This window comes from Morganella morganii, assembly GCF_041099235.1.
Lineage (GTDB): Bacteria > Pseudomonadota > Gammaproteobacteria > Enterobacterales > Enterobacteriaceae > Morganella > Morganella morganii_E.
In genome coordinates, this window is sequence record NZ_JBFZSO010000005.1 from 113,346 (window position 1) to 137,981 (window position 24,636).

At 52.4% G+C, this 24,636-nt stretch carries 22 protein-coding genes; 7 read left to right on the forward strand and 15 right to left on the reverse strand.

Annotated elements, in window-relative coordinates; all coding sequences use genetic code 11:
* Positions 1 to 2: 2 nt before the first annotated feature.
* From aceE to ampD, 3 genes are all read right to left on the reverse strand, one after another.
* Complete coding sequence (gene aceE / locus AB7038_RS10445; RefSeq protein WP_072869997.1) at positions 3 to 2,666, reverse strand: pyruvate dehydrogenase (acetyl-transferring), homodimeric type; 2,664 nt, start codon at positions 2,664 to 2,666, stop codon at positions 3 to 5.
* Positions 2,667 to 2,843: 177 nt separating this feature from the next.
* Entirely contained in the window at positions 2,844 to 3,608 is a 765-nt protein-coding gene (pdhR, locus tag AB7038_RS10450) for a pyruvate dehydrogenase complex transcriptional repressor PdhR (protein WP_015422916.1), read from the reverse strand.
* 488 nt (positions 3,609 to 4,096) lie between these two features.
* A complete protein-coding gene (ampD, locus tag AB7038_RS10455) occupies positions 4,097 to 4,657 on the reverse strand; it encodes a 1,6-anhydro-N-acetylmuramyl-L-alanine amidase AmpD (protein ID WP_072869994.1) in 561 nt (186 codons plus the stop codon).
* A gap of 281 nt (positions 4,658 to 4,938) precedes the next feature.
* Here ampD and ppdD point away from each other — a divergent pair, with 281 nt between their 5' ends.
* The 6 genes from ppdD to yacG all read left to right on the forward strand — a co-directional run bounded on the left by ppdD (position 4,939) and on the right by yacG (position 9,862).
* Positions 4,939 to 5,358, forward strand: coding sequence for a prepilin peptidase-dependent pilin (ppdD, locus tag AB7038_RS10460; RefSeq protein ID WP_368889056.1), 420 nt, complete (start codon positions 4,939 to 4,941; stop codon positions 5,356 to 5,358).
* A 25-nt stretch (positions 5,359 to 5,383) separates the two neighbouring features.
* Positions 5,384 to 6,907: an ATPase, T2SS/T4P/T4SS family gene (locus tag AB7038_RS10465; protein WP_368889057.1), complete on the forward strand. Its 1,524-nt coding sequence runs from the start codon at positions 5,384 to 5,386 to the stop codon at positions 6,905 to 6,907.
* A 27-nt stretch (positions 6,908 to 6,934) separates the two neighbouring features.
* Positions 6,935 to 8,134 carry a type II secretion system F family protein gene (locus AB7038_RS10470; protein WP_369453276.1) on the forward strand — a complete coding sequence of 400 codons (1,200 nt, stop codon included), beginning with the start codon at positions 6,935 to 6,937 and terminating at the stop codon, positions 8,132 to 8,134.
* Positions 8,135 to 8,275: 141 nt separating this feature from the next.
* Positions 8,276 to 8,893: a dephospho-CoA kinase gene (gene coaE, locus AB7038_RS10475; protein ID WP_368889059.1), complete on the forward strand. Its 618-nt coding sequence runs from the start codon at positions 8,276 to 8,278 to the stop codon at positions 8,891 to 8,893.
* Positions 8,890 to 9,642, forward strand: coding sequence for a cell division protein ZapD (gene zapD / locus AB7038_RS10480; protein WP_024474857.1), 753 nt, complete (start codon positions 8,890 to 8,892; stop codon positions 9,640 to 9,642). Before coaE ends, zapD begins: the two co-directional genes overlap by 4 nt.
* Positions 9,643 to 9,655: 13 nt before the next feature.
* The gene (gene yacG, locus AB7038_RS10485) at positions 9,656 to 9,862 is read left to right on the forward strand and encodes a DNA gyrase inhibitor YacG (protein WP_369453277.1); all 207 of its coding nucleotides are present in this window, start codon (positions 9,656 to 9,658) and stop codon (positions 9,860 to 9,862) included.
* A gap of 50 nt (positions 9,863 to 9,912) precedes the next feature.
* Here yacG and mutT read toward each other — a convergent pair whose 3' ends face one another.
* The 3 genes from mutT to secM all read right to left on the reverse strand — a co-directional run bounded on the left by mutT (position 9,913) and on the right by secM (position 13,732).
* On the reverse strand, positions 9,913 to 10,305 hold the full coding sequence (gene mutT / locus AB7038_RS10490; protein ID WP_262875634.1) for an 8-oxo-dGTP diphosphatase MutT: 393 nt from the start codon (positions 10,303 to 10,305) through the stop codon (positions 9,913 to 9,915).
* A gap of 84 nt (positions 10,306 to 10,389) precedes the next feature.
* The gene (gene secA, locus AB7038_RS10495; protein ID WP_072869976.1) at positions 10,390 to 13,101 is read right to left on the reverse strand and encodes a preprotein translocase subunit SecA; all 2,712 of its coding nucleotides are present in this window, start codon (positions 13,099 to 13,101) and stop codon (positions 10,390 to 10,392) included.
* Positions 13,102 to 13,171: 70 nt separating this feature from the next.
* Positions 13,172 to 13,732: a secA translation cis-regulator SecM gene (gene secM, locus AB7038_RS10500; RefSeq protein WP_425594740.1), complete on the reverse strand. Its 561-nt coding sequence runs from the start codon at positions 13,730 to 13,732 to the stop codon at positions 13,172 to 13,174.
* Here secM and AB7038_RS10505 point away from each other — a divergent pair.
* The gene (locus AB7038_RS10505; RefSeq protein ID WP_141178423.1) at positions 13,718 to 14,242 is read left to right on the forward strand and encodes a DUF721 domain-containing protein; all 525 of its coding nucleotides are present in this window, start codon (positions 13,718 to 13,720) and stop codon (positions 14,240 to 14,242) included. The two genes, secM and AB7038_RS10505, sit on opposite strands and share 15 nt — an antisense overlap.
* A 78-nt stretch (positions 14,243 to 14,320) precedes the next feature.
* Here AB7038_RS10505 and lpxC read toward each other — a convergent pair whose 3' ends face one another.
* The 9 genes from lpxC to murD all read right to left on the reverse strand — a co-directional run bounded on the left by lpxC (position 14,321) and on the right by murD (position 24,634).
* Positions 14,321 to 15,238 carry a UDP-3-O-acyl-N-acetylglucosamine deacetylase gene (lpxC, locus tag AB7038_RS10510; RefSeq protein WP_004238467.1) on the reverse strand — a complete coding sequence of 306 codons (918 nt, stop codon included), beginning with the start codon at positions 15,236 to 15,238 and terminating at the stop codon, positions 14,321 to 14,323.
* Between the two features lie 98 nt (positions 15,239 to 15,336).
* Positions 15,337 to 16,494 carry a cell division protein FtsZ gene (ftsZ, locus tag AB7038_RS10515; RefSeq protein ID WP_004238466.1) on the reverse strand — a complete coding sequence of 386 codons (1,158 nt, stop codon included), beginning with the start codon at positions 16,492 to 16,494 and terminating at the stop codon, positions 15,337 to 15,339.
* 61 nt (positions 16,495 to 16,555) lie between these two features.
* Complete coding sequence (gene ftsA, locus AB7038_RS10520; protein ID WP_004238465.1) at positions 16,556 to 17,812, reverse strand: cell division protein FtsA; 1,257 nt, start codon at positions 17,810 to 17,812, stop codon at positions 16,556 to 16,558.
* A 34-nt stretch (positions 17,813 to 17,846) separates the two neighbouring features.
* Positions 17,847 to 18,644, reverse strand: coding sequence for a cell division protein FtsQ (ftsQ, locus tag AB7038_RS10525; protein WP_368889061.1), 798 nt, complete (start codon positions 18,642 to 18,644; stop codon positions 17,847 to 17,849).
* Position 18,645: 1 nt separating this feature from the next.
* Complete coding sequence (locus AB7038_RS10530; protein ID WP_072869967.1) at positions 18,646 to 19,563, reverse strand: D-alanine--D-alanine ligase; 918 nt, start codon at positions 19,561 to 19,563, stop codon at positions 18,646 to 18,648.
* A gap of 2 nt (positions 19,564 to 19,565) precedes the next feature.
* Positions 19,566 to 21,032 (reverse strand): UDP-N-acetylmuramate--L-alanine ligase, encoded by a 1,467-nt coding sequence (murC, locus tag AB7038_RS10535; protein ID WP_141178425.1) that lies wholly within the window; start codon positions 21,030 to 21,032, stop codon positions 19,566 to 19,568.
* 25 nt (positions 21,033 to 21,057) lie between these two features.
* On the reverse strand, positions 21,058 to 22,131 hold the full coding sequence (murG, locus tag AB7038_RS10540) for an undecaprenyldiphospho-muramoylpentapeptide beta-N-acetylglucosaminyltransferase (RefSeq protein ID WP_369453278.1): 1,074 nt from the start codon (positions 22,129 to 22,131) through the stop codon (positions 21,058 to 21,060).
* Positions 22,128 to 23,321, reverse strand: coding sequence for a cell division protein FtsW (gene ftsW / locus AB7038_RS10545; RefSeq protein ID WP_368889063.1), 1,194 nt, complete (start codon positions 23,319 to 23,321; stop codon positions 22,128 to 22,130). The genes murG and ftsW overlap by 4 nt, the downstream gene beginning before the upstream one ends.
* Entirely contained in the window at positions 23,318 to 24,634 is a 1,317-nt protein-coding gene (murD, locus tag AB7038_RS10550; protein WP_072869954.1) for a UDP-N-acetylmuramoyl-L-alanine--D-glutamate ligase, read from the reverse strand. Before murD ends, ftsW begins: the two co-directional genes overlap by 4 nt.
* Positions 24,635 to 24,636: the final 2 nt, after the last annotated feature.

Consider the following 24,636-nt stretch of genomic DNA (forward strand, 5'->3'; position numbering starts at 1 on the left):
TCTTATGCCACACGCGGGTTAACTTTTTCAGGGTTGATGCTGAATTTCTTAATGGCTTCTTCAACCACTTTCACGTCAATTTCACCACGTTTAGCCAGCTCACCCAGAGCAGCAACAACAACATAACCGGCATCGATTTCAAAGTGATGACGCAGGTTATCACGGCTGTCTGAACGGCCGTAACCGTCAGTACCCAGTACGCGGTACTGGTCAGCAGGAACATAACCGCGAACCTGTTCTGCGAACAGTTTCATCCAGTCAGTGGACGCCACAGCAGGTGCATCGTTCATCACCTGAGTGATGTAAGGCACACGCGGGGTTTCTGACGGATGCAGCATGTTCCAGCGGTCACAATCCTGACCTTCACGGGCCAGTTCGGTGAACGAGGTTACGCTGTAGATATCAGAGCTGATACCGTACTCAGAAGACAGAATCTGACCTGCTTCACGCACGTGACGCAGAATCGCACCTGAACCCAGTAACTGTACCTTGCCTTTATCACCGGTCAGGGTTTCGAGCTTGTAGATACCTTTACGGATACCTTCCTCAACACCTTCCGGCATTGCAGGCATGTGGTAGTTTTCGTTCAGCGTGGTGATGTAGTAGTAAATGTTTTCCTGAGCTTCACCATACATACGCTCCAGACCATCCTGCATGATGACCGCAACTTCGTACGCGAATGACGGGTCATAAGACAGGCAGTTAGGGATAGTCAGAGACTGAATGTGGCTGTGGCCGTCTTCGTGCTGCAGACCTTCACCGTTCAGGGTGGTACGGCCTGAGGTACCGCCGATCAGGAAGCCGCGGGCCTGCTGGTCACCTGCCATCCACATCAGGTCACCGATACGCTGGAAACCGAACATTGAGTAGTAGATGTAGAACGGAATCATCGGCAGGTTGTTGGTGCTGTAAGAAGTCGCAGCTGCCAGCCAGGATGCGCCTGCACCCAGTTCGTTGATACCTTCCTGCAGGATCTGACCTTTCACATCTTCACGGTAGTAAGCAACCTGCTCACGGTCCTGCGGGGTATACAGCTGACCTTTGGAGTTGTAGATACCGATCTGACGGAACAGACCTTCCATACCGAATGTACGCGCTTCATCCGCGATGATTGGCACGATGCGTTCTTTGATGGATTTGTTTTTCAGCATCACGTTCAGTGCACGCACAAACGCGATAGTGGTGGAGATTTCTTTGTTCTGCTCTTCCAGTAACTGGCTGAAATCGCTCAGTGCAGGAATATCCAGTTTCTCATCGAAATGAGAACGGCGTGAAGGAACCGGACCATGCAGTGCCGCACGGCGTTCCATCATGTATTTCTGCTCTTCAGAGTTTTCGTCAAACTTGATGAACGGCAGTTTTTCCAGCTGATCATCAGCCACATCGATATTGAAACGATCACGGAGATGGCGCACGCCTTCCATGTTCATTTTCTTAACCTGGTGAGCGATGTTTTTACCTTCAGCGGTATCACCCATACCATAACCTTTAACGGTCTGGGCCAGGATCAGTGTAGGTTTGCCTTTGGTGTCATGCGCTTTTTTCAGTGCAGCGAACATTTTCTTCGGATCGTGACCACCGCGGTTCAGTGCGAAGATCTGCTCATCAGTCCAGTCTTTGACTAATGCAGCGGTTTCCGGATAGCGGTTGAAGAAGTGTTCACGGACGTAAGCACCATCTTTGGATTTGAATGTCTGATAGTCGCCGTCAACGGTTTCGTTCATCAGCTGGATCAGTTTACCGCTGGTATCTTTCTTCAGCAGTTCATCCCAGCGTCCGCCCCACATGACTTTGATTACCTGCCAGCCCGCACCGGCGAACATACCTTCCATTTCGTTAACGATTTTACCGTTACCGTTTACAGGGCCGTCAAGACGCTGCAGGTTACAGTTGATAACGAAGATCAGGTTGTCCAGGCTTTCGCGGACAGCGATATTGATTGCACCTTTAGATTCCGGCTCATCCATCTCGCCATCACCCAGGAAGGCATAAACGGTTTGCTCAGAAGTGTCTTTCAGACCACGGTGTTCCAGATATTTCAGGAATTTAGCCTGATAGATAGCCGCCAGAGGCCCCAGACCCATAGAAACGGTCGGGAACTGCCAGAAGTTAGGCATCAGTTTAGGGTGCGGATAAGAAGGCAGACCTTTGCCGCCGATTTCCTGACGGAAATTGTTCAGCTGCTCTTCGGTCAGACGACCTTCCATGAATGCGCGTGCATAGTAGCCCGGGCTTAAGTGGCCCTGGAAATAAATAACATCACCGCCGTCTTTTTCGTTCTGCGCACGGAAGAAGTGGTTGAAGCACACTTCATACATGGTAGCCGCAGACTGGTAAGATGCCATGTGACCGCCCAGATCCAGATCTTTCTTGGATGCGCGCAGAACCATCATGACAGCGTTCCAGCGGATAGCAGAACGGATACGACGTTCCAGCTCCAGGTTGCCCGGGTAGGCAGGTTCATCCTCAACAGGAATGGTGTTGATGTAGTTACGGGCCGCAGCACCTGCTGCAACACTCACACCACCCTGACGGGCAGTATTCAGAACCTGATCAATCAGGAACTGTGCACGCTCAACACCTTCTTCACGGATGACCGATTCGATCGCCTGTAGCCAGTCGCGGGTTTCGATCGGATCCACGTCATTGTTCAAAATGTCTGACATGGTGTATTCCTTATAGTTTATCTGTTTCTAATGATATTCGGAGCCTATCTTCACGTATCCCGCTTTAACGGTGACGGGCGACGTGAAGATAGGCCCGGCTATATTTTGCCGCTGATGCATAGGTCAGCTTACAGACGCAGCATTCAGGGATCTGTAAGCCCCAAAACCATTACTGATTTATTCTGTATACTGCTGGAGGCGGCGCAGTGAACGTTCCCGGCGGGTGTGTTCACGGCTCATATCCAGCAATACGTCTTCCAGGAATGCCAGATGGCGGTGGGATGCTTCCCGCGCAACCTCCGGCGACCGGCTCATAATGGCCCGGAATACCTGTTCCCGGTGCTCGCTGACCATCGCCAGCATCTCTTTCCGGGTGTATAAGAATTCAAAGTTCTGCCGGATATTTTTTTCCAGCATCGGCACCATACAGCGCAGCAAATGCAACAGCACCACATTATGTGCGGCTTCTGTGACAATCAGCTGATATTGCAGGACAGCCTGAGATTCGGCTTCCACATCCCCGGCATCGCGGGCATCGGCAATCGCCTGATGGCTGTTGGTGATACGGACAAAATCTGCTTCGGTTCCCCGCAGTGCGGCATAATAAGCAGCAATGCCCTCGAGGGCATGACGGGTTTCCAGCAGATCAAACTGAGATTCGGGATGCCCTTCCAGCAGCTGGGCCAGAGGGTCACTGAAGCTTTGCCAGAGATTGCTCTGTACAAATGTGCCGCCACCTTGTCTGCGCAGCAGAAAGCCTTTCGCTTCAAGTTTTTGAATTGCTTCGCGCAGTGAGGGACGTGAGACGTCGAACTGTTTGGCCAGCTCGCGTTCAGGCGGCAGCTTCTCCCCCGGGCTCAGAGTGCCGTCGAGGATTAAGTGTTCCAGCCGCTGCTCGATCACGTCGGCTAATTTTGGTTGGCGGATTTTGCTGTAAGCCATATTTGCATCAGAACCATCAACATGGATAAATATTGCTTCATGGGTTTTGTAGTCAATTGGTAATACCAATTTCTTTTACAGGGTCTTAAAGTAACAAAGTATTCACCAACTGTCTATAAAGACCTTGAGCTAAATCATAAAAACCAGCAAGTTTTAACAATTTTTTTTAAATTTTAGCATAAATTGATAACTGATACGTTTAAATGCTGCATCGTGAATGTTACAGGATTTAACGTTTAAAATTCAGATAAATACGCAAACTGAACCGTTACAGTGACCAGATTGATGAATACTCAATCATTTTTTGTGCATTTTAACCGCGCCACATTGCTGGTTTTCCGCTTTACAGAGCCTAATCAGATTGTTTCTGCTGTAACGATACTCACCAGACACATTTAATCAGTAACAGGTTACCGGAATGCTAATTCTAGCAGGGAACCGGTAAACAGGAAAATTTCACGTCAGTCATATCTGCGTAATTTTACGGGCTATTCAGCCGGAACGTCTGCCGGATTCAGTGAATTCCTGTATCGGTTCCAGTCGAAACAGGGACCGGGATCCGTTTTGCGTCCCGGCGCAATATCACTGTGTCCGGTAATATGCCCGTTCATGTGCGGATAGTGCGCCAGAAGCACCTGTGTCAGTGCAGTCAGTGCGCGGTACTGTTCATCCGTAAAAGGCCGGGTATCAGTGCCCTCCAGCTCAATACCGACGGAAAAATCATTACACTTTTCAGTGCCCTGATAACAGGAAACACCCGCATGCCAGGCCCGTGCATCAAAAGGCACATATTGCACAATTTCCCCGGTCCGGCGGATCAGGCAATGTGCGGAAACCCGCAGTGCCTGTATTTCAGCAAAAAACGGATGCGCATCCGGGTCCAGCGTGCCCTGAAAAAGCTGGTCAATATACGGACCACCAAACTGTCCCGGCGGCAGACTGATATTGTGGATCACCAGTAAACGGGGAGTCATCTGTTCCGGCCGGGTATCGTGATGCGGTGAAATCACCCGGCGCGCTGTGGTCAGCCAGCCATCCTGAATATCCATTCGTTCTCCTGAGCAAAAAACCGTTATTCAATCACACAACAAATATCATTTTGTGCCGCACAGTATACGTGTCTTCCCCCCTTTCCGGGGAGTACTGATTTTTCACGGCTGATTTTTGCGTGTCAGACCGAAAAAAAATCTGCATTTTTCAAATGTTACACCGCAGTTTTCCATCTGTGCCGAGAAATCCGGAGACCTCTCTTTTTTGCCGATCCGTCATTGAATAAAGTGCATCACGCTAAATAAGTACCCCGTTCACAGACACAAAAAGGAGCATCTGTATGAGCCAGCGCGGATTCACATTAATCGAGGTGATGGTGGTGGTTGCCATTGTGGCCGTTCTCAGTGCCATCGCGGTTCCCGGCTATCAGAACTATATCCGGAAGGCAGCACTGATTGACGTGCTGCGCACGGTTACCGCGTTTAAAACCGGCGTGGAACTGTGCAGTTTTGATAATCCCTCTTTTGCAGGATGCAACAGCGGGTCGGGCACCATTCCGGCTGATACTCCGGGACGCTATATCAAATCCGTCAAAGCGGAAAACGGTGTTGTGACTGTGCAGGGGAGCAGCTCGCTGGCCGCTCTGACGGTCAGCACAACGCCGGTAAGAAATCCGCTGAACGGTGCCACTGCCTGGACAACCGACTGTAATACCAAAGAAGACGCACTGAAAAAAATCTGTCTTGACGTCATCAAGTAACTACTGACATGAAAAGGAATTCATTATGCAAACAGCTGCACTCACCCCTGTCACCCGTACCGGCGGAGAGGAACAACTCTTACTGGCTGAAGTTCATGCACTTTGTGAGCGCAATGAGCTGATGCTGATTGACTATAACCCCGATGCTGTCAGAGTTGCTGCCGCACAGCAGCCGCGCAGAGATGTTGTGTCTGCTATCCGTTTTCTGGCCGGTAAGCGGGTGGACATTGAATTGTGGCACAGTGAAAAACTGGCCTACTGCCGCCGCAATACCCCGCTGCCGGAGCCGGTTCTTTTCCCCGGTGTAACCCCGGAGACAACCACGCCGGTCTCTGCGGAGACCGGCAATAACTGTACAGGTACCGGTTCACCACTGCCGCCGCCTGCCCCGCCCCCGGCGCAGGATCTCCGCCGTCCGCCGGATACCGATACCTGGCCGGCAGAACAGCAATCCGCCGCTGTCCGGTTTGTTAACCAGCTGATTGCGGGAGCCATTGCCAAACGGGCCTCCGATATTCATATTGAACCGGCGCAACAGGGTTACCGGATCCGTGCCAGAATCGACGGGCAACTGCATACACTGAATTCACCGCCGCCGGAAATCAGTAGCGAGATAATTATCCGCATCAAAATCATTTCCGGCCTCGATATTGCCGAAAAACGGTTACCCCAGGACGGGCAGTTTGAGTGGCTGGAGAATAACACCCGCTATGCTGTCCGTGTTGCCACACTGCCGACAATTTATGGTGAGAAAGTGGTACTGCGCCTGCTGAGCACCACCCAGAATCTGGCGCTGGAAAAATCCGGTCTGACGGCCGTACAGCTGAAAACCCTGCATACAGGGCTCGGCAGTGCCACCGGTATTATTTTGCTCACCGGCCCCACCGGCAGCGGAAAAACCGCCACACTTTACGGCTGCCTGCAGTACCTGAATCAGAATAACCGGAATATCTGCAGTGTTGAGGATCCGGTGGAAATTCCGCTGCGGGGGATCACCCAGACTCAGATAAACCCGAAGATTGAGCTGGGCTTCGCCGCCATTCTGCGGGCCCTGCTGCGTCAGGATCCGGATGTCATTATGGTGGGTGAAATCCGTGATAAACCCACTGCCGAGATGGCAATCAAAGCCGCTCACACAGGTCATCTGGTGCTGTCCACCCTGCATACAAACTCTGCGGAGGATACGTTTTCACGGCTGAGGCAACTGGGTATTGATGAATATTTCATGAAAACCTGCATCAAGCTGATTATTGCGCAGCGCCTGGTCCGCATGTTGTGTCCGCGCTGTAAAACGCAAAAACAGAAGACAGAAACCGTGATACTGAGCAGCGGGAAAACACATCAGTTCACCCCGTGGCAGGCAAACGGCTGTGATCACTGCTTTTCAGGCTATTACGGACGTACCGCCTGCTTTGCATTCCTCACTACGCAACACACGCTGTCTCCCGCTGCCGGTGAGTTACCCGGTTCGCTGTTTGATGCCGGTATCGCGCTGGCGGAATCAGGGGTAACCACACTCAGTGAGATTTACCATATGCAGGATATTTAACATCCGCTGACCAACAGGAGTGATGCCATGCAAATTTACCGGTTGTATGACTGGTCGGGTCTGACATCCGCTGACAAGGTGGTGACCGGAACGCTGATTTCACCTTCAGAGGATAGTGCTGTCAGTCAGCTGATTTCGCAGAGCATCACACCTGTATCACTGTTCTGCCGCAAACGGCTGGTCTGCTCACAGAAAGAAAAGCTGTATCTGCTGCACTTTACCCGGCAACTGACAACATTACTGACGTCGGGATTGCCGTTGCTGAAAGCACTCACACTGCTGGCGGGTGAATACAGTCATCTGCTCTGGGAAGAAGTAGTCCGTGCTCTTATCAGGCAGCTGCAGCAGGGAAAAACATTGACTCAGGGAATAATGCAGTATCCGGGTTTATTTGATTCCTTTTATTGTCAGATGGTCACAGTCGGGGAGGAAACCGGCAAATTGCCGGAGTGTCTTCACACGATTGCACAGCATATTCAGAGTAACCGGGATCACCGGGCTGCATTGATCAAATCAATACGCTATCCCGCTGCATTGTTAATTATCAGCTTTCTGATGATCACATTAATGTTTCTGTTTGTTATTCCTGAATTCGCAAAAATATATACCTCATTCGGTGCTGAGCTTCCGGCTATGACACAATGGCTGATCCGGGTTTCCGGTGTTATTACCGGTTACACAATTCCGGCAATGAGCATAACAGCTGCAATTATATTTATTTATCATGTATTTCGGCAAAGGAATCCGGATATTAAAAAAACAGAATCAACCTGTATTCTGCGTATTCCTTTTATCGGGGATATTATTATCTTCAGTTGTATCTCTCATATTTTCCGGATACTGGCAATGACACAGCAATCAGGCATTACGCTTATTTCGGGTATTGATACACTTATTATGACAACAACACATCCGTTATATAAAGAGGCATTAACTGTGATACGGGAGGACTTGCTTCACGGAAAAACATTCAGCCAATCAATTAAACAATCCGGGTTATTCCCATCCCTGTGCCATGAGCTGATTGCCACCGGTGAAGCCACCGGGCAATTCGGACACTTTTTTCTCTATACCGCAGACTGGTTTAAATCTCTCGCCTTAAACCAAATTCAGACATTTTTTAAAATACTCCAACCGGTACTGTTTATCCTGCTGGCAATTCTTGTTGCTGTTTTATTAATTGCAATGTATTTACCTTTATTCCGGCTCGGTGAAGTTTTAGTCTGATAAAACTATTCATAATTTAAAGAAACAGATTAAAAAATTCAAACCTGTGAAATATCTCTGTATTCAGCGCTTATTTGCCATAGGAGAAATTAATTTCATCAGGTACAATTTACCCGTTGTTTAGATCAGGACAGGAATACAATGGCTTATATTGTTGCGTTAACCGGGGGTATCGGCAGCGGAAAAAGTACCGTTGCGGATATGTTTGCCCGTCTCGGAGTCCCTGTGACAGATGCGGATATTATTGCCCGTCAGGTGGTTGAGCCGGGAACACCCGCATTGCAGGCTATTGCCGATCACTTCGGTACCCGGATTCTGACCGCAGAGGGTACACTGGACAGAGCAGCACTGCGCCGGGAGATCTTTGCAGATCCGGCGGAAAAAACCTGGCTCAATCAGTTACTGCACCCGCTTATCCATCAGGAAACCCGGCGTCAGCTGAACAATATCACTGCCCCTTATGCCCTTTGGGTGGTTCCTCTTCTGGTCGAAAATAACCTTGCTTCCCTTGCGGATCGCGTGCTGGTTGTGGATGTTCATCCGCACGAACAGGTCGCCCGGACAATACGCCGTGACGGCGTTTCCGCAGAGCATGCCGAAAATATTCTGCGGGCGCAGGCATCCCGTGAACAACGTCTGGCCGTTGCCGATGATATTCTGACAAATCATGATAACGATGAGCCGCTGATGCCCCGCGTCCTTGCACTGCACGAACTTTATACAGCATTGGCCCGTCAGCCAAAACAGGAACACCCATGAGCGAAATCCGTCAGTCTGTTATTTTTGAACACCCTTTAAACGAACGAACCCGTTCATGGCTGCGCATTGAAACATCACTTCAGCAAATGAGTACGCTGTCCCCGCTGGATTCTCTGCCGTCCAGTCTGGCATTCTTCCGGGCTGTCGCGGAATTTATTGAAGTGATTGATCGCGGTGAAGTCCGCTCGGAAATTTTAAAAGAGCTGGAAAAGCAGCAAAAGAAACTGGCTATGTGGGCAGAAGCCCCCAATGCTGACCAGGCCCTGATCCGGGGGTTTTCTGACGAACTGAAACAAAAGGCCGCAGAACTGAGCAAAGCCCCCCGCATCGCCCAGCACCTGAAAGAAGATAAAATAATCGCTATCGTCCGTCAGCGGCTGAGTATCCCGGGCGGATGCTGCGGGTTTGACCTGCCCTACCTTCATCTGTGGCTGAATCTGCCGCAGAGTGTCCGTGATACCACACAGGCCGCCTGGATTGAAGGCTTGCAGCCGCTGCAAAATGCACTCGGCAGCCTGCTGACTCTGCTGCGTCAGTCAGCACCGTTTGTCGCGGCTGAAAGCCACAACGGTTTTTATCAGGATAACGCGGAAGGTGCGGACTTACTGCGCCTGCGTCTGCCGGTTGATTTTCAGATTTACCCGCAGGTCTCCGGCCATAAAACACGTTTTGCCATACGCTTCCTGCATACTGACAGCGAACACGGTATAATACCGGCTACTTTACCGTTTGAAATTGCCTGTTGCTAACAGGGAGGATGTTATGTCAGAAGCTATTATCGTTAACTGTCCGAATTGCAAAAAAGAGGTTGTCTGGGGGCCGAAAAGTCCGTACCGCCCGTTTTGCAGTAAACGTTGTCAGTTGATTGATCTCGGGGAATGGGCTGCGGAAGAAAAACGGATTGCCAGCCAGAGTGACCTTTCTGACAGTGAAGCCTGGAGTGAACCGGAAGACAGTTCACCGTACTGATTAATCCGGCGGCGGCTGAGATAAAACAGCCGCCGCCGTACCTCTGAATCTTATTCCGTCAGCAATGCCACAATTCCCCGGTTAACCGGCGGGAACTCCTCAGCAATCAGTGCTGTCTGTTTTACCCAGCGCGACGGCTGGCCTTCGCGGCCATACGGCGCATTCTGCCACTCTTCCACCAGGAAGAAATAAATAGTGATCAGGCGATCCGGAAATTCATGTTCTGCCGTCTGTAACAGTTCGCCCGGAACCGCCACAATACCCAGCTCCTCTTCCAGCTCCCGCACCAGCGCTTGTTCCGGTGACTCTCCGGCTTCCAGCTTGCCGCCGGGAAACTCCCAGTAACCGCCCATATGAGATTTCAGCGGGCGCTGAGCAATAAATATCTCACCTTCTGCATTACGGATAACGCCGGCAGCAATATGTAAGTGTTTTTTTTCCATCATGTTCTGTCCGTTTTATTTACAGAAGAAAGGCGGGTTCCCCCGCCTTTTTACTTTATTATGCTAATCGTCTGTCAGGACTGATTATTTCAGTGCTCCGTGGCACTGTTTGTATTTTTTACCGGAACCACAAGGGCACGGATCGTTACGGCCGACTTTACGGACACCGGATGCCATTTCCGCTTCTGTTTTGGTCATCAGTGCGGCATTGTCATTTTCATGACTGAGCTGCTGACGCTGTGCCAGACGTTCAGCTTCCTCACGACGGCGCTGCTCCAGAGCTTCCACTTCTTCCGGCATGCGGACCTGAACTTTGGAAATGGTGCTGACCACTTCATATTTCAGGCCTTCCAGCATGTTAGCAAACATGGAGAAAGATTCACGCTTGTATTCCTGCTTCGGATCTTTCTGTGCATAACCGCGCAGATGGATCCCCTGACGCAGATAATCCATTGCCGCCAGATGCTCTTTCCACAGGGTATCCAGGGTCTGCAACATCACGCCTTTCTCGAAGTGACGCATCATTTCAGCACCGACAATCTCTTCTTTGGCTTTGTAAACTTCGACTGCTTTATCAAGGATGCGCTCACGCAGGGTTTCTTCGTGCAGTTCAGGCTCTTTATCCAGCCACTCTTTGATTGGCAGATGTAAATCAAAATCCTGTTCCAGACGTTTTTCCAGCCCCGGGATATCCCACATTTCTTCCAGAGACTGCGGCGGAATGTGCGCATCGATAACCGTTGTGAATACATCACCACGGATGCTGTCGATAGTTTCGCTGATATCCCCGTTATCCAGCAGATCATTACGCTGGGTATAGATAGCACGGCGCTGGTCGTTTGCCACATCATCGTATTCCAGCAGCTGTTTACGGATATCAAAGTTGCGGCTTTCCACTTTACGCTGTGCGTTGGCAATCGCTTTGGTTACCCACGGATGCTCAATTGCCTCACCTTCTTTCATACCCAGTTTGCGCATCATACCGGTAACACGGTCAGAGGCGAAAATACGCATCAGCGCATCTTCCATAGACAGGTAGAAGCGGGAAGAACCGGCATCACCCTGACGGCCTGAACGACCGCGTAACTGGTTATCGATACGGCGGGATTCATGACGCTCAGTACCGATGATATGCAGACCGCCTGCCGCCAGAACGGCATCGTGACGCTCCTGCCATGCGGCTTTCGCTGCAGCGATATTCTCTTCTGTCGGCTCATCCAGCGCGGCCAGATCCGCCTGTAAGCTGCCACCCAGCACGATATCCGTACCACGACCCGCCATGTTGGTGGCGATAGTCACGTGACCGGAACGACCCGCCTGTTCAACGATATCCGCTTCCATGGCGTGGAATTTGGCGTTCAGTACGCTGTGCTCAATTTTGGCTTTTTTCAGTGCGTTAGAGATAAGCTCTGATTTTTCGATAGAGATAGTACCTACCAGAACAGGTTGTCCGGCGGCGGTACGCTCGCGGATATCTTCAATGATGGCATTGAATTTATCAGCTTCTGTCATATAAACCAGATCCGGTAAATCTTTACGGATCATCGGACGGTTAGTCGGGATAACAATGGTATCGAGTTTATAAATTGAACTGAATTCAAAAGCTTCCGTGTCCGCTGTACCGGTCATACCAGCCAGTTTGGTGTATAAACGGAAGTAGTTCTGGAATGTGATGGAAGCCAGTGTCTGGTTTTCATTCTGGATTTCCACACCTTCTTTGGCTTCCACTGCCTGATGCAGACCATCAGACCAGCGGCGACCCTGCATGGTACGGCCGGTGTGTTCATCGACGATGATAACCTCACCTTCACTGACGATATAATCCACATCGCGGACAAACAGGGAGTGTGCACGCAGACCAGCCATAACGTGATGCATCAGCATGATATTTGATGGTGAGTACAGTGATTCACCTTCATTCATCAGACCAGCCTCCGACAGCAGCTCTTCCACCAGCACCAGACCGCGCTCGGTCAGTGTGACCTGGCGGGTTTTCTCATCCACAGAGAAGTGACCTTCACCTTTGAAAGTGTCGGAATCTTCTTTTTCCTGGCGGACCAGACGCGGGATAAGTTTATCCACTTTCATGTACAGCTCAGAGCTGTCTTCTGCCGGACCGGAGATAATCAGCGGGGTACGGGCTTCATCGATTAAGATGGAGTCAACCTCATCCACCAGCGCGTAGTGCAGTTTGCGCTGAACACGCTCTTCCGGGCTGAACGCCATGTTGTCACGCAGATAGTCAAAACCGTATTCGTTGTTGGTACCGTAGGTGATATCTGCGGCGTACGCTTCGCGTTTGGCCGGTGCAGGCATGCCCGGCAGGTTGATACCGACGGTCAGACCGAGGAATTCAAACAGAGGGCGGTTGTTTTCGGCGTCACGCTGGGCGAGGTAGTCGTTCACTGTAACCACGTGAACCCCTTTGCCGGACAGGGCGTTGAGATAGGCAGGCAGTGTTGCGGTCAGCGTTTTACCTTCACCGGTACGCATCTCAGCGATGCAGCGTTCGTTCAGCACCATGCCGCCGATCAGCTGGACATCAAAGTGACGCATACCAAATACACGTTTACTGGCTTCACGTACCGTGGCGAACGCTTCCGGTAAGATATCCTGCTCGGATTCACCTTTGGCCAGGCGATCACGGAATTCCTGTGTTTTGGCTTTTAATTCATCATCACTGAGTTTTTCGAACTCAGGTTCCATCCGGTTGATAGCTTCCACGGATTTGCGCAGGCGGCGTAAAGTACGGTCATTCCGGCTGCCGAAGATTTTGGTCAGTAATTTTACCAGCATAATAAACGTCTCTGTTCAGGCACAATCAGGCCTTGTTAATAATCAATGTGTTAATAATTTATTTGAGGAACTACGCTGATTGTACGGGACCTGCACGGATGCCGCCGGTGCGGGCAATCCACTGAACCGAAAAAGACGGAGATGGGTTATCTGCAGCAATACGCTGCGGCAGAACGGCCGGATGATAAACAGGCAGAGCCGGGGAGTCGGTCAGAATAGCATACAGCGCCGCCAGCATATTTTGCGCGGAGGCATCATGCCGGTCTTCTGCCGGGGTATTATCTTTTGAGGCATCTTCCGGACAGGAAAATGCGAAGGAAATCTGGCGGATAACATTACGGACCGCATGCTGCTGCCAGTAATTAACGTTCTGCGAGGTTCTCGCCGGCTGACTGCTTTGCAGGAACAGGCTGTCAAAGGCAGATAATGCCTGATTCTGGCGGTTTTGTGTTGTCCCGGCACCGGCTGTGGTAACATCTCCATTGTTCAGTACCGCAGGCAGGCCAAAACCGGTCGCCACAATCCCGATAAAGAGATGGCACCAGAAATAACGCCTGCCAAATTGCCGCCAAAGATTTAAAATAGTGTTTCCCTCACGAGATCCGGAGTATATGTGATGCGCGACAGTCAGCCAGTTTCCCTTGAAAGCCTGCTGGAAAGCGGGACTAAGGATAATAATACCCTTAAAAGTATTCAGCAGCGTGCTGTCGTGTTACTTAAACTCAACCGCGCCGTTCTGGCGCTGCTGCCCGCGATGCTCAAACCACACTGCCGCGTGGCTAATTATCGCAAACAACTGTTAATTCTGGAAGTCTCTAATGCGGCACAGATGACCCGGCTGCGTTACGAACTTCCCGCACTGCGTTCTGCACTGCGCCGGGAGATTTTACCATCATTATCGGCCATCGACATCAAAATCAATCCGTCATTGATGAAATCATCAGCAACCGGGTTACCGGGTGGTGATAAAAGCAGCAACTCAGCGTTAAAAGGACAAAAAACAGCGGAGCAGGGACGGAAATTAAGTACGGAAAGTGCCAATTCACTGAAAGCGCTGGCGCAGAGAAGCCCGGAGAAACTAAGGAAGAAACTGGAGAAATTGGCTGCACTGGCCGGAGAGAGTACCAGTGCAGCAGATTAAGCAAACGGTTATTTGGTAAATAACGTCAGTGACAGGAGTGTCAGGGTCAGAGCAACAAGCTGTGGTGCCATGACCTGATTACGCCAGTACGGTTGACGGTGCACGGAATGCAACCGGCATCTGTGCTTCGTTCTCGAATGTCACGAGTTCCCAGGCGCTCTCTTTAGCCAGAACAGCCTGAAGTAACTTGTTATTCAGTGCGTGACCGGATTTGAATGCGGTAAAGGCACCAATGATATTGTGGCCGCACATAAACAGGTCACCGATAGCATCCAGCATTTTGTGACGAACAAATTCGTCTTCAAAACGCAGACCGTCTTCGTTCAGCACGCGGTAATCATCCACCACGATAGCACAGTCAAAACTTCCGCCTAAACATAAGCCTTTGGACTGGAGATATTCAATATCACGCATGAACCCGAAGGTACGTGCACGGCTGATATCCCGGACAAAGTTTTCCGCAGAGAAGTTCATTGCGTAGCGCTGAGTGCTGGAATCGATCGCCGGATGGTTGAAATCGATAGTGAAATCTAAGCTGAAACCGTTAAACGGAGAGAGTTCAGCCCACTTATCACCATCTTCAACACGGACGGTCTCTTTCAGACGCAGAAATTTCTTCGCGCTGCTCAGTTCTTCAATACCGGCATCCAGTAACAGGAATACGAACGGGCTTGCGCTGCCATCCATAATCGGGATTTCAGCGGCATCGACTTCGATAACCAGGTTATCAATGCCGAGTCCGGCCAGTGCTGCGTTTAAATGCTCAACCGTGGAAATACGTACGTTGTCTTCATTTACCAGACAAGTACATAACATCGTATCACGCACGGATTTCGCATCTGCCGGAAAATCGACAGGCGGATTAAGATCAGTACGGCGATAGATGATCCCGGTATTGGCCGGTGCCGGACGCATTGTCAGCGTAACTTTTTTGCCGGTGTGTAAACCTACACCCGTAGCCTGAACAATACGCTTTAATGTTCTTTGTTTGATCATCGTTTCTGTCTCGTTTGATTAACTGTCTCCCTGTCATTATAAACTAATGACAAGGGAGATAGTTTAGCACAAAAAGCGGAGATGCAAATCTTTTCGGTTTAATCAGCCTGTTTGCGTAAGAAAGCCGGGATATCCAGATAATCCGGCTCTTTATTGCTCTGGGCTGATGAATCGTTGACAACCTGTGCCACTGATTTGCTCTCATCCATGCTGGTCATGCTGTTTTGCATTTGTGCATAACGATGTTCCATGTTGTTGGTCTGCACCGCTTTATTGGTCACCAGCGTGATTTCTGGACGTTTGTCCATGCCGATACCGGTCGCGACCACAGTCACACGCAGTTCATCGTTCATTTCAGGGTCTAAGGAAGTACCGATAACCACGGTCGCATTATCCGATGCAAATGCACGGATAGTGTTACCCACGGTTTCGAACTCATCCAGACGCAGGTCAAAGCCCGCCGTGATGTTAACCAGCACACCACGCGCACCTGACAGGTCAATATCTTCCAGCAGCGGGCTGGAAATCGCCATTTCGGCGGCTTCTTCCGCACGGTCTTCACCGCGCGCCACGCCGGAACCCATCATCGCGTAACCCATTTCTGACATCACGGTACGGACGTCCGCGAAGTCAACGTTCATCAGGCCCGGACGGGTGATCAGTTCTGCGATACCCTGGACTGCGCCGCGTAACACGTCGTTGGCAGCACCGAAGGCATCCAGCAGTGAGATCCCGCGGCCTAATACTTTCAGCAGTTTGTCATTCGGGATGGTGATCAGTGAGTCAACATGCTTGGATAACTCAGTAATCCCCTGCTCGGCGAATGCCATGCGCTTTTTGCCTTCAAAGTTGAACGGCTTGGTCACCACAGCAACAGTCAGGATGCCCAGCTCTTTGGCAACTTCAGCAACAACAGGTGCCGCACCGGTCCCGGTACCGCCGCCCATACCGGCTGCGATAAAGACCATGTCCGCACCGTCGAGTGCATTGCGCAGTGCTTCGCGATCTTCTTCCGCCGCGTTACGGCCCACTTCCGGGTTTGCACCCGCACCCAGGCCTTTGGTGATTCCGTTACCAATCTGAATAGTCTGGCCGACGGCGGTTTTACGAAGCGCCTGAGCGTCCGTATTCACAGCGAAGAACTCAACGCCTTCGATGCGTTCACGGACCATATGCTCAACAGCGTTACCGCCGCCCCCGCCGACGCCGATGACTTTAATCACCGCGTCGTTGGTCAATTCCATCGGTTCAAACATAATCTCTCTCCGTTTTGTGCCTTTCTTATATGGCGGCTATTATCGCCAGCCTTAATACAAATTAAAATTCTTTTCTGAGCCAGCCAGTTAATTTTTTAAACCAACTGCCCACCGAGGCACGTTTTTCTGTCTCGGTATCGCCGACCAGGTGAGATTCTTTTCCGTAATGCAGCAACCCTACCGCTGTAGAGTAATACGGTTCCTGCGCATAATCCGTTAAGCCGGTTATATTAAGCGGTTGTCCGATACGAACCTGTGTATGGAAAACACGCTGGGCGCACTCAACCAGTCCGTTAATCTGAGCCGCACCACCTGTCAGCACGATACCAGCGGCCAAATGGTGTTTGACACCCTGCTGACGTAATTGTTCCTGTACTTTCAAAATTTCGTCATTAACCAGATTGAGTAATTCGGTGTAACGCGGCTCAATCACTTCGGCTAATGTCTGGCGCTGTAAACTGCGCGGCGGACGCCCGCCGACACTCGGCACTTCCAGGGTTTCGTCTTTGCTGACCAGAGACCCCAGCGCGCAGCCGTGACGGACTTTAATGGCTTCCGCATCATTCGGCGGTGTGCCGAAGGCGTACGCGATATCGCCGGTCACCACATTCCCTGCATACGGGATAACACGGGTGTGACGCAGTGCGCCGCCGGTGTAAATCGCCATATCCATGGTACCGCCGCCGATATCCACGACACAGACACCCAGTTCACGCTCATCTTCCGTCAGTACCGCGAAGCTTGATGCCAGACCGGCAAAAATCAGCTGGTCCACTTTCAGTCCGCAGCGCTCAACGGCTTTGACAATATTCTTGGCCATGTCGTTATGACAGGTGATCAGATGCACTTTCGCCTGCATCCGCACACCGGATAATCCCACCGGATTTTTAATGCCTTCCTGGTAATCGATGGCATATTCCTGCGGGATCACATGAAGAACGCGGTGCTCGTCGCGGACACGGACAGATTTCGCCGTATGCACCACATTTTCCACATCTTCCTGGGTCACTTCTTCTTCTGAAATCGGCACCATACCGATTTCATTCTGGCAGCTGATGTGTTTGCCGGATAACGCCAGATAGACTGATGAAATCTGGCAGTCCGCCATCAGTTCCGCCTGGTCGATGGCACGCTGAACGCATTTTACCACCGACTCCAGATCATTGACTCCGCCTTTGTCCATTCCGCGTGACGGGCAGTTGCCCGCACCGATAATGTTCACCACACCGTCCGGCAGAATTTCACCAACAAGCGCAGATACTTTGGCGGTGCCTATTTCGAGGCCGACGACTAATTTTCTATCCGTTGCTTTGATCATTGTTATTCTGCCCGCCTTCTTTACCTGTTATGTCTTAATGTCCGTTTGCGAAAGGATCGATCTGCAATGGCGCCCAGCCGACCGCAGCACCGCTGTCATAGCGGAGATCGACATAATCAACCCGTTTGTCCTGTTCCTGCGTCAGGGTCGGATACAGCTCGGTGAAACGCTGTAACCGGCCTTTGGTATCCAGCCGTCCGAGTTCAACCCGGACATCATTATCCAGCACAAGCTGCCAGGCATGACGCGGTGACATTGAGGCTGATTTGATTTTCAGTCCCGCCCCGCTGAGCTGCTGCGCCATTTCGCGATACCCGTTCAGTACATCCTGTTCACTGCCCTGCGCCCCGTAGAGCATCGGGAAAGAGTCTTTTTCTGTCAGTTCCGCCGGCAGGCTGAAAACCCGCCCGGCATCATCAACCATCTGTGAGTCATTCCAGCGTGCATACGGCACATACTCGACCAGATGAATTTTTAATTCGTCCGGCCACTGCTTGCGCACAGTGACCTGACGTAACCACGGGATCCGTTCCAGCTGCTGCTGTACTTCATTGACATCCAGTGTCATAAACGTGCCGGGCGTCCCGAGGGATAACACCGCTTTGCGCACATCATCATTCGTTGTGTAGTGGCGCTCACCGGTTAATACCAGTTTTGACATCGGCAGGCGGTCTGCATCTTTCATCCAGTTCAGCACCATCAGACCACCCCAGACCAGCGTTCCCAGCACCATCAGGAAAAACAGCAGTCCGGCAAGGTATGTGCCGTTACTGGGACGTGAACCCTCATAATCCGGATCCGGTTCACGCATATTCAGTGCAGCCTGTGACATATCAGTCCGCCAGTGCCAGAACGTCCGCCACAAAAGCGGAGAAACTCATGCCTGCCTGACGCGCCGCCTGCGGTACCAGACTGTGGTTGGTCATACCCGGGGACGTGTTCACTTCCAGCAGGTAGAACTGCCCGTCACTGTCGAGCATCACATCCACACGGCCCCAGCCTTCACAACCCACGGCTTTGTAAGCGGCTTTTGCCAGCTCACGGATTTCTGTCTCACGTGCCCCTTCGAGGCCCGGGCAGAAGTATTTTGTGTCATCAGAAATGTATTTGGCTTCGTAGTCGTAGAACACCGCCGCAGGCTGAATGCGGATAGACGGCAGCATCTGCTCACCAAGGAAACCCACGGTGAATTCCGGGCCGCTCAGCCATTTTTCCACCAGCACGTCTTTGTCGTGTTTAAACGCTTCTTCCAGTGCCGGACGCAACGCCTGCGCATTATCCACTTTGGACATACCGACACTCGAGCCTTCCAGGCTTGGTTTGACAATCACCGGATAACCCAGCGGTGCCACACCCTGCTGTAATTCTTCATCGCTGATGTGCGCGAAACGGGCTGCATTGATAGCGAAATACGGCGCAATCGGCAGACCTGCGCCCGCCCACAGCTGTTTGGTGCGCAGCTTGTCCATAGAGAGTGCGGAGGCCATCACACCACTTCCGGTGTACGGCAGTCCCATCTGCTCCAGGCAGCCCTGCAGTGTACCGTCTTCCCCGCCGCGGCCGTGCAGCGCGATAAAGACTTTGGTAAAACCGTCTTCCTTCAGACGGGTCACCGGATATTCTTTGGTATCCACCCCGAATGCATTAATACCGGCTTCTTTTAAACCGGCAAGCACCGCCGCACCTGAAGCCAGGGAGACCTCACGTTCAGCGGATGTTCCGCCCATCAGTACCGCGACTTTTTCAGTCATTCTTAATTATCCTCACTCAAAACCGGCCGTAATTTTGTGTCAGCCAATGTACGCGCTATTTTACCGATATTTCCGGCGCCTTGAACCAGTATTAAATCATTATCTTCAAGAACCTGTGCCAGCACCGCTGCAATTTTGCCCGGTTCGGTGACCAGAATCGGATCCAGTTTGCCGCGCTGACGGATTGTACGGCACAGGGAACGGCTGTCCGCCCCCGGGATCACCGGTTCTCCGGCGGCATACACATCCAGCATCAGCAGGATATCGACCTGATCCAGTGTGTTGGCAAAATCGTCATACAGGTCACGGGTACGGGTGTAGCGGTGCGGCTGAAAAACCATCACAATCCGCTTATCCGGCCAGCCCGCTCTCGCCGCTTTAATCGTCGCATCCACTTCGGTCGGGTGATGGCCGTAATCGTCCACCAGCATCACGCTGCCTTCTTTCCCGTTCACATGCTCCAGCGGGAAGTTACCGAGGAAGTCAAAACGGCGCCCGGTGCCCTGGAATTCACGCAGAGAGGCCAGGATATCTTCATCCGGAATACCCTCTTCTGTCGCGACCGCAATCGCCGCTGTGGCATTCAGAACGTTGTGACGGCCCGGTGCATTCAGTTCCACAGTCAGATCCGGCAGATTCTCCCGGTGAACCGTGAAGAAGCACTGTGAGCCGCGCTGTTCAAAATCTGTGATGCGGACATCCGCATCCTCATGAAAACCGTAGGTAATCACATAACGGCCGATACGCGGCACGATTTCGCGGATCACCGCGTCATCCATACACACCACAGCCAGGCCGTAGAACGGCAGGTTGTGCAGGAAGTTCACAAAGGTGTCTTTCAGGGTTTCAAAATCACCGTGATAAGTATCCATGTGATCCGGCTCGATATTGGTGACCACGGCCACCATCGGCTGTAAATGCAGGAAAGAGGCATCACTTTCATCCGCTTCCGCAATCAGGTAACGGCTTGAACCGAGGCGTGCATGCACACCGGCAGCTTTAACCAGCCCGCCATTGACGAAAGTCGGATCCAGGCCGCCGCGACCGTAAATACCGGAAATCATCGCCGTAGTGGTGGTTTTACCGTGAGTGCCGGCAATCGCCACACCGTGGCGGAAGCGCATCAGTTCCGCGAGCATTTCCGCGCGGCGGATCACCGGAATACGGGCTTCACGCGCCGCAACAATTTCCGGGTTATCGGCTGAAATGGCAGTGGATACCACCACGACGCTGGCGTCTGCCACGTTTTCCGGGCGGTGATTGAAGTAAATCGTCGCGCCCAGGCTGCTCAGTTGTTTTGTTACTGCATTCGGCGCCAGATCAGACCCGCTGATCTCATAACCTTCGTTCGCCAGCACTTCCGCTATCCCGCCCATACCGGCACCGCCGATACCGACAAAGTGAATGTGCCGGACACGTTTCATTTCCGGAATGAAGGATCGTAATTTCGCCAATTGCTGTGTATTCACGTTATTTCTTCGCTATATCAATTCGTTAGTGTTTTTTCGCTGCCGCAATAATTGCATCCGCCACCTGTTTGGTAGCATCGGTAATTGCGACACTCCGTGCTTTTTCCGCCATGGTCAGCAGGCGTGGTCTGTCCCACTCGCGCAGTTGCTCTGCCACCGCCTGTGCGTTAAAGGACGGCTGTTCCATGATAACCGCAGCGCCCGCCTGTTCCAGCGGCTGTGCATTCCAGTATTGCTGGCGGTCTTTATGCTGAAACGGCACAAAAATCGCGCCCAGCCCGACCACCGCGATCTCACTGACGGTCAGCGCCCCGGAGCGGCAGATAACCACATCAGCCCAAGTATAAGCTTCAACCATGTCATCAATAAATTCTGTGACAGTCACACTGTCTGACGCATTCTGCGCGTTATACAGCGCTTGTGTGCTTTCCGCACTGCCTTTGCCGGCCTGGTGGCGGATACAGACAGCATCCCCCATAATTCCGGCCACTTCCGGCAGGGTCTGATTCAGGATACGCGCACCCTGACTGCCGCCGATCACCAGAATGCGGATCGGCCCTTCACGTCCGGCAAAGCGCTCTGCCGGTGACGGCAGATTGAGGATATCCTCACGCACCGGGTTACCGACTACCGGAGCCTGCGGGAACGCGCCCGGGAATCCCTGTAATACCGTGATGGCGATTTTCGACAGCCAGCCGTTGGTCAGCCCGGCAACACCGTTCTGCTCATGCAGGATCACCGGAATACCGCAGCGCCAGGCTGCCACGCCGCCGGGACCGGAAACAAACCCGCCCATGCCGAGCACGGCATCCGGCTGGTAGTCACGCATAATTTTTTTCGCCTGTCTTATCGCTTTCGCGATACGGAACGGCGCGGTGAGCAGCGCTTTTACGCCTTTGCCGCGCAGACCGGTAATCTCAATAAAATCGATATCAATGCCGTGTTTCGGCACGAGCTGAGCTTCCATCCGGTCACGTGTGCCCAGCCAGCGGATTTCCCAGCCCTGACTCTGTAAATAGTGCGCAACCGCAAGCCCCGGAAATACATGTCCGCCACTACCACCGGCCATCACCATCAGACGGGGGGCTTTATTACTCATCGCGCTCTCCTTGAGAATGCCTGGGCTTTTGCCAGGCGTGTTTCAAAATCAATCCGCAGCAGCAAGGCAATGGCTACGGTCATAATCACTAAGCTCGAACCGCCGTAACTGATCAGCGGCAGCGTCAGCCCTTTGGTCGGCAGCATGCCGGAGGCTGCACCGACGTTAACCAGGGCCTGGAAGCTGAACCAGATGCCGATGGCACAGGCCAGGAAACCGGCAAAACGCTGGTCGATCATCAGTGCGCGGCGGCCGATAACCATGGCGCGGAACGCGACAAAAAAGACCATCAGCAGCACCAGGATCACACCGAAATACCCTAATTCCTCGCCGAGGATGGCAAAAATAAAGTCCGTATGGGCTTCCGGCAGGTATTCCATTTTCTGAATGGAGTTGCCCAGCCCCTGACCGAAATAATCACCGCGCCCGAAGGCCATCAGTGATTGCGTTAACTGGTAACCGCTGCCGAACGGATCTTCCCACGGGTCAAGGAACGAGGTCACACGCCGCATACGGTAAGGTTCGGCGATAATCAGCAGTACCACTGCGGCGACACCGCCACCGATAATCGCGATAAACTGCCACATTTTGGCACCGGCGAGAAAAAGCAGCGCCAGTGTGGTGACAAACAGTACCACCACGGTACCGAGGTCAGGCTGTAACAGCAGTAACACCGCCAGCACAAACATCACGCCCATCGGCTTGCAGAATCCCCAGAAGTTATTTCTGACCTCATCCACCTTGCGCACCAGATAGCTCGCGAGATAAACAAACAGTGCCAGTTTTGACACTTCCGCAGGCTGAATACGCATCGGCCCGATCGCTATCCAGCGTGATGCCCCGTTAACCGAGCTGCCCACGCCGAGTACCACAATCAGCCCGCCGATCGTACCAATCAGCAGTAATGTGCTGTAGCGCTGCCACATTTCCAGCGGGAAACGCATAATCACGACAGCGATAATAAAAGCAAAAATTAAGAAGCCACCGTCACGCTTGGCAAAATAGAAAGGATCTTCCGCCAGACGCTGCCCGACAGGCATTGAGGCGGAAGTCACCATCACAAAGCCAATCGCGGCCAGTCCCAGTGCAAACCACAGCAGTGTCCGGTCGTACATCACGACCGTACTGAACTCGCCGTTACGCTCGCCGATCATCCAGTTTTTAAAACGCTGTGATCCGGGGAATTTCATGCCGCCAACTCCCGTGCCAGACGGGCAAACTCACGCCCGCGCTCTTCAAAGTTACGGAACTGATCCAGACTCGCACAGGCCGGTGATAACAACACCATATCCCCGGCGGCCAGTGACGGTGCCAGCGTCCGCATGGCCTGCTCCATGGTGTCAGTCAGCAGAGAGACATCCGGACGCAGCTGCGCCAGCTGTGCGCCGTCACGCCCGAAGCAGTAAAGACGGATTTTTTCGCCGCTCAGGTACGGCAGCAGCGGAGAGAAATCCGCTGATTTACCGTCACCGCCGAGCAGCAGATGCAGACAGCCGTCCACCTGTAAACCGTTCAGTGCCGCTTCGGTACTGCCGACGTTGGTGGCTTTGGAATCATCAATCCAGCGGATCCCGGCAGATTCATGCACCAGCTGAAAACGGTGCGGCAGACCGCTGTAAGTGCGCAGTGCTTTCAGTGCGCCTTCACGCGGGATATTGACCGCATCTGCCAGCGCCAGTGCGGCCAGGGCATTACAGTAGTTATGCTGGCCGTGCAGGATCATCTCACTGCAATTAATAATTTTTTCACCGCAGAAGCAGAGTGCCTGCTCATCGGTATCCAGCCAGTAATCCCCGGTTTCAACACCGAAGCTGACATATTCCGCGCGGTCACAATCACAGCCCGGCTGTGTCAGTGCATCTTCCGCGTTATACACACAGACGGCAGCGTCGTGATAGACACGCAGTTTTGCCGCACGATACTGCTCCAGCCCCTGCGGATAGCGATCCATATGATCTTCCGTGACATTCAGAACCGTTGCCGCTGCCGGTTTCAGGCTGAACGTGGTTTCCAGCTGAAAACTGGATAACTCGAGTACACAGAGCTCATAATCACCTTTCAGCAGTTCCAGCGCCGGCAGGCCGATATTACCGCCGACACCGGTACGCAGACCGGCACAGCGTCCCATTTCCCCCACCAGGGAGGTCACGGTGCTTTTACCGTTTGAGCCGGTGATCGCCACAACCGGGACCGTCACTTCGCGGGCAAATAATTCGATATCGCCGATAATTTCCGCACCGGCCTGTGCAGCTGCCTGCAGTTGCGGGGTACTGACCGCCACTCCCGGGCTTGCGATAATCAGGTCTGCATCCAGCAGCCACTGCGCTTCAAAACCACCGCAATGACACTGAACGCTGTCCGGCAGCTTATCGATGCCGGGCGGGGAGGTGCGGGTATCCATCACCTTCGGCGTAACGCCGCGTGACAGAAAAAAGTCCACACAGGAAAGCCCGGTTAAACCGAGCCCGACAATCACAATGTCTTTCCCCTGATAATTCGTCATGA

Excerpts from the sequence above, each read along its gene's own strand:
- aceE (WP_072869997.1), bottom strand. The coding sequence starts at position 2,666 with ATGTCAGACATTTTGAACAATGACGTGGATCCGATCGAAACCCGCGAC.
- pdhR (WP_015422916.1), bottom strand. The coding sequence starts at position 3,608 with ATGGCTTACAGCAAAATCCGCCAACCAAAATTAGCCGACGTGATCGAG.
- ampD (WP_072869994.1), bottom strand. The coding sequence starts at position 4,657 with ATGGATATTCAGGATGGCTGGCTGACCACAGCGCGCCGGGTGATTTCA.
- ppdD (WP_368889056.1), top strand. The coding sequence starts at position 4,939 with ATGAGCCAGCGCGGATTCACATTAATCGAGGTGATGGTGGTGGTTGCC.
- AB7038_RS10465 (WP_368889057.1), top strand. The coding sequence starts at position 5,384 with ATGCAAACAGCTGCACTCACCCCTGTCACCCGTACCGGCGGAGAGGAA.
- AB7038_RS10470 (WP_369453276.1), top strand. The coding sequence starts at position 6,935 with ATGCAAATTTACCGGTTGTATGACTGGTCGGGTCTGACATCCGCTGAC.
- coaE (WP_368889059.1), top strand. The coding sequence starts at position 8,276 with ATGGCTTATATTGTTGCGTTAACCGGGGGTATCGGCAGCGGAAAAAGT.
- zapD (WP_024474857.1), top strand. The coding sequence starts at position 8,890 with ATGAGCGAAATCCGTCAGTCTGTTATTTTTGAACACCCTTTAAACGAA.
- yacG (WP_369453277.1), top strand. The coding sequence starts at position 9,656 with ATGTCAGAAGCTATTATCGTTAACTGTCCGAATTGCAAAAAAGAGGTT.
- mutT (WP_262875634.1), bottom strand. The coding sequence starts at position 10,305 with ATGGAAAAAAAACACTTACATATTGCTGCCGGCGTTATCCGTAATGCA.
- secA (WP_072869976.1), bottom strand. The coding sequence starts at position 13,101 with ATGCTGGTAAAATTACTGACCAAAATCTTCGGCAGCCGGAATGACCGT.
- AB7038_RS10505 (WP_141178423.1), top strand. The coding sequence starts at position 13,718 with ATGCGCGACAGTCAGCCAGTTTCCCTTGAAAGCCTGCTGGAAAGCGGG.
- lpxC (WP_004238467.1), bottom strand. The coding sequence starts at position 15,238 with ATGATCAAACAAAGAACATTAAAGCGTATTGTTCAGGCTACGGGTGTA.
- ftsZ (WP_004238466.1), bottom strand. The coding sequence starts at position 16,494 with ATGTTTGAACCGATGGAATTGACCAACGACGCGGTGATTAAAGTCATC.
- ftsA (WP_004238465.1), bottom strand. The coding sequence starts at position 17,812 with ATGATCAAAGCAACGGATAGAAAATTAGTCGTCGGCCTCGAAATAGGC.
- ftsQ (WP_368889061.1), bottom strand. The coding sequence starts at position 18,644 with ATGTCACAGGCTGCACTGAATATGCGTGAACCGGATCCGGATTATGAG.
- AB7038_RS10530 (WP_072869967.1), bottom strand. The coding sequence starts at position 19,563 with ATGACTGAAAAAGTCGCGGTACTGATGGGCGGAACATCCGCTGAACGT.
- murG (WP_369453278.1), bottom strand. The coding sequence starts at position 22,131 with ATGAGTAATAAAGCCCCCCGTCTGATGGTGATGGCCGGTGGTAGTGGC.
- ftsW (WP_368889063.1), bottom strand. The coding sequence starts at position 23,321 with ATGAAATTCCCCGGATCACAGCGTTTTAAAAACTGGATGATCGGCGAG.
- murD (WP_072869954.1), bottom strand. The coding sequence starts at position 24,634 with ATGACGAATTATCAGGGGAAAGACATTGTGATTGTCGGGCTCGGTTTA.